The organism is Deltaproteobacteria bacterium (assembly GCA_009930495.1).
Taxonomy (GTDB): Bacteria; Desulfobacterota; Desulfovibrionia; order Desulfovibrionales; family Desulfomicrobiaceae; genus Desulfomicrobium.
Window position 1 is genome coordinate 1 of the sequence record RZYB01000201.1, and the last position, 4,103, is coordinate 4,103.

Annotated in this window: 5 protein-coding genes; 1 reads left to right on the plus strand and 4 read right to left on the minus strand. The window is 64.7% G+C overall.

Translation table 11 applies throughout. The features are described 5' to 3' along the window. Positions 1 to 138: 138 nt before the first annotated feature. From EOL86_12435 to EOL86_12450, 4 genes are read right to left on the minus strand one after another with little or no spacing between them, the layout of a single operon-like run. Positions 139 to 840 (minus strand): ABC transporter ATP-binding protein, encoded by a 702-nt coding sequence (locus tag EOL86_12435; protein NCD26382.1) that lies wholly within the window; start codon positions 838 to 840, stop codon positions 139 to 141. A gap of 1 nt (position 841) precedes the next feature. Beyond that, positions 842 to 2,026 carry an FtsX-like permease family protein gene (locus EOL86_12440; protein NCD26383.1) on the minus strand — a complete coding sequence of 395 codons (1,185 nt, stop codon included), beginning with the start codon at positions 2,024 to 2,026 and terminating at the stop codon, positions 842 to 844. Further along, positions 2,023 to 3,213: an efflux RND transporter periplasmic adaptor subunit gene (locus tag EOL86_12445; GenBank protein NCD26384.1), complete on the minus strand. Its 1,191-nt coding sequence runs from the start codon at positions 3,211 to 3,213 to the stop codon at positions 2,023 to 2,025. Before EOL86_12445 ends, EOL86_12440 begins: the two co-directional genes overlap by 4 nt. After that, a complete protein-coding gene (locus EOL86_12450) occupies positions 3,210 to 3,818 on the minus strand; it encodes a TetR/AcrR family transcriptional regulator (GenBank protein NCD26385.1) in 609 nt (202 codons plus the stop codon). The genes EOL86_12445 and EOL86_12450 overlap by 4 nt, the downstream gene beginning before the upstream one ends. A 146-nt stretch (positions 3,819 to 3,964) precedes the next feature. Between EOL86_12450 and EOL86_12455 the strand changes: the two genes are divergently transcribed. Then, the coding region (locus tag EOL86_12455) for an amidotransferase (protein ID NCD26386.1) at positions 3,965 to 4,103 on the plus strand (139 nt) is incomplete at its 3' end.

The window sequence follows — 4,103 nt, forward strand, 5'->3', positions numbered from 1 at the left end:
ATCCGTCATAGAGTTCTCCTTCATGTTGCGTTTCCTCTCCGGCGCTTCCACCGAAAAGGCTTCCGGCTCATCGCCCCCTAAGCGGGTCAAGGGTCGGCGACCCTTGCGGGGCGTGGGGCAAAGCCCCGCATTGTGCCTTCAGATCTTCCGCCCTTCGCCCACCTCCTCGTGGGTGCGGCCGTCGCGGATATGGTACATCCGTTTGAAGGTCGGGATGATTTTCTCGTCGTGGGTGACGACAATGATGGCGGTCTCGAAACGCGCGGCCATATCGTTTAAAATACGGACCACGGCCATGGCCCGTTCGCTGTCCAGCGGGGCCGTGGGCTCGTCGGCCAGAATGACCGGCGGCCGATTGACCAGGGCGCGGGCAATGGCCACGCGCTGCTGCTCGCCGCCGGAAAGCTGGGACGGCATGGCCTGGGCGCGGTGCTGAACGTCGAGGGCGGTCAGAAGCTCCAGAGCGCGCGATCTGGCCTGGGCGTTGGGCATTCCGGCCAGCATGGGCAAGAGCGCGACGTTGTCGGTCACGTCCAGAAACGGAATGAGATACGGGGCCTGAAAGACAAAGCCGATCTTGTCCCGACGCAGGGCGCGCAGATCGCGGATTTTCCAGCCCTCGTCGTAGATGACCGTTCCGCCCAGGGTCATGCGCCCGGCCGTGGGTTCGATGACCGCGCCCAGGCATTTGAGCAGGGTGGTCTTGCCCGAACCGGACGGCCCGATGAGCCCGATCACCTCACCGGGGGCGACGTTCATGTCCACGCTCTTCAGGGCGTCCACGGCGGTGTCGCCCTGGCCGTAGCGTTTGCGCATGTGTTCGATATGGATGCCGTGCATGTCAGCCCCCTATGGCCTCGGCCGGATCGACCTTGAGCGCGGCATGAATGGCCATGACGCTGGACGCGGCGCAGATGACCATGATCACGACAAAACCCCGCGCGGCGTCTCCTGGCAAGAGCAGGACATATTTGGGAAAAATGGGAGCCCAGAGCGTGGCCGCGATCTTGCCGACGACAAAACCGATGACCCCCAGCCCCAGGGCCTGTTGCAAAATCATGCCGGCGATGGTTTTGTCCTTGGCGCCGATGAGTTTTAAGACCGCGATTTCCCGAATCTTGCCCATGGTCAGGGTGTAGATGATGAAGGCGACGATAGCCGCGCTGACAATGGACAAAATGACCAGGAACATGCCGATCTGACGCGACGACGTGGCAATGACCTTGACCATCATGATCTGTTCCATCTGGGCCCGGGTAAAGACCTGGAGGCGGGTCCAACGCTGGATGGTCCGGGCCACGGTTTGCGGATCGTGACCGGGCGACAGCCGCACGAGCACGGCGTTGACATTGGAATTGCTGGTGCGGACCAGGTCGGCGGCGGCCACGCTCCGGCCCTCCGCCTGACTGGCCGCGCGACGGCGCTCGCGCAGAATGAAATCGTTGTCCTTTAAGAACTGCGCGTCCTGGGCGTCCTTGAGGGAAATAAAAATCATGGGATCGCCGCCGGACGAAACCATGCGCCGGGTCAGGCCGACCACGGTGTATTCGTCGCGGCGGATGCGGATGCGGTCCCCGAGACGGAACCGGCTTTTCACGTCGGCCACGGCCTCGTAGTGGCCGCGCGTCAGATGCCGCCCGGCGATCAGAAACGAAGGCTGACCGGGTTCGCCCGGCCCGCCCGGCACCACGCCGACCACCATGGAACGCACGTCCCTCTCGCCGTGGCGGACCTGCATGGTCAGATAGGTCACGTTGACGGCCCTGGCCACGCCCTCCATGCCCTGGATGGAGCGGTAGACGTCATCGTGCACCGTGGAGGATTCGGCGTACGGCCCCAGAGTGTCCTGCTGCACAACCCACAAATCCGCCCCGCTGTTGTCCAGCAGCACCATGGCGTCGTCAATCATGCCCCGGTAGATGCCGGCCATGGACAAGGTCACGCCGATCAAGAGCCCAAGACCCAGGCCGGTGAAGACGAATTTTCCCCAGGAATGCAGGATGTCGCGGCCGGACAGGCTGATCATTGCGGCGCTCCGGACAGCTGATCGACGATGGAGATACGGCTCGTGGCCGAGAGCTGGGACTTGCTGTACGCGACCACCTGTTGTCCGGCGGCGAGCCCGTCCCGAACCTGCACCAATCCGTCAAGATCGCCGGCGCCAAGCACGACCGGGGCAAAACGCAGGGCGCCCTCCTCCACCACCCAGACGCCAAGACGCTCGCCCACGCGGCGCACACAGGCCATGGGAATGGTCGGCGCGGACGGCAGGGACGGCAAATCGACCGTGACTTCGGCCAATTCACCCAGGGCGGGCAGGGGTTCGGGGCGGACATCAAAAACAACCTTGGCCAAAAGCTCCTCGGTCACGGCGTCGGCCACGGGTTCGACCCGGGCCACGCTGCCGGCCAGTTCCTCGCCGGCGCGGGAACGGACCACGACGCGCGCGGGCAATCCGGCGCGCAGGCCCTCGGTCCGGAGCTGGTCGAAACGCGTATGCACCCAAAGCTGGGTCGGATCGATGATCTCGATCACGCTCTGCCCGGCCACGACCGTGGTTCCGGGTTCGGCCTCGCGCCGAATGACCAAGCCATCGATCGGCGTATACAGACGGACCGTGTCGCGCTGCTCGGACAGGCCCCGGCCCTCGGAACGCAGGCGTTCCATGTCATGCCGGGCCGTGGTCACGGCGGAGCGGGCCGCGTTCAGACCGCTTTCGGCGACATCGCGCTCCTGGCGGCGGGCTTCCAGACTGTCCTGACTGACCGCTCCGGTGCGGGCCAGTTCCTCGAAGCGCCGAGCCTGGGCTCGGGCATACACGGCGCGGGCCTGGGCCTCACGGGCCTGGGCCTCGGCCGCGCGCACGCTCGATGCGGCCCGCGACACGGCCGCGTCCTGGGCCGCGAGACGGTCGTCCAGATCCACGGGGTCCATTTCACCCACGACCTGCCCGGCGCGGACCATGTCCCCGACATGCACGGCCACGTCCCGCACCCGTCCGGCAACGGTCGGCCCAATCTTGTGCGTGAACCGGGCCTCCACCGTGCCGATGCCGAACAGGGCCGGAGCAAGGCTCTTGTCCTCCACCGTGATCACCGTGACCGGAATGGGCGCCAGGGGGCCGGAACGCAGGAGCACGAAGACAAAACCCGCGACCACGGCGAAGACAAGGATGAGAAGAATCAATGTTTTAACGGAAAAAACGCGGTTCATGATGTCCTCCCGATGGCGCGACAGTACAGGGCGAAGGATTGCGGGGCCAAGGCGCGCATGCGCTCCATGTCTCCGGCCAGAAGGGATTGCATGATCAAACCCTGGATCGCGCCAATGAACATGGACACGGCCACGGGTGGGGCAACGTCCGCGCGCACCTCTCCAGCAGCCTGGCCCTGCTCCAACAAGGCTACCAAAAACTGACCATAGCGGTCCAGAAGTTCCACGGCCGCCGCCTTGGCCGGCGTTGATCCGGTCCGCTGCAGTTCGCCAAACAGCATGCGCGGCACGCCGGGATACTCCAGAACAAAACCGACATGGGCCAGAAACACGGCTTCCAGAGCGGCCAGGGGGCTGGCGGCCGCCCGCGCGGCCTGCTCCACCCGGCGCAGCAGTTCCTCGGCCACCCAATCCATGACCGCCCGCCAAACGGCGTCCTTGGTCGGAAAATGACGAAAAACAGCGGCCTGGGACAAGCCCATGCGCGCGGCGATGGCTGCGGTGGTGATTTCGACCGGCGTATGCTCGGCGGCCAGGGCCAGGACCGAGGCCACGGTCATGGCCCGGCGTTCGTCGGCGGCGAGATATTTTGATGCAGTGGACATGAGTTCTATCCCAAAGAAAGTGATTGATAACTTACTTTATTTCAAAAAAACTTTCTGTCAAGAGCCAGGGCATGGCGCGCCGCGACATTTTCGAAATTCCGGCACGCCCGCGTCCAGCCCGATCCATTCCATGCTTGGAGGAAACCATGCACGTCCACGTCTTGCAACATGTCGCGTTTGAAGGAATCGGCAGCATGGCCGGGTGGCTTGCCGCCCGCCAGGCCCATGTCACCGCGACCCGCTTTTTCGAGTCACCCGTTCTGCCCGGTCTGTCCGGGCTTGATC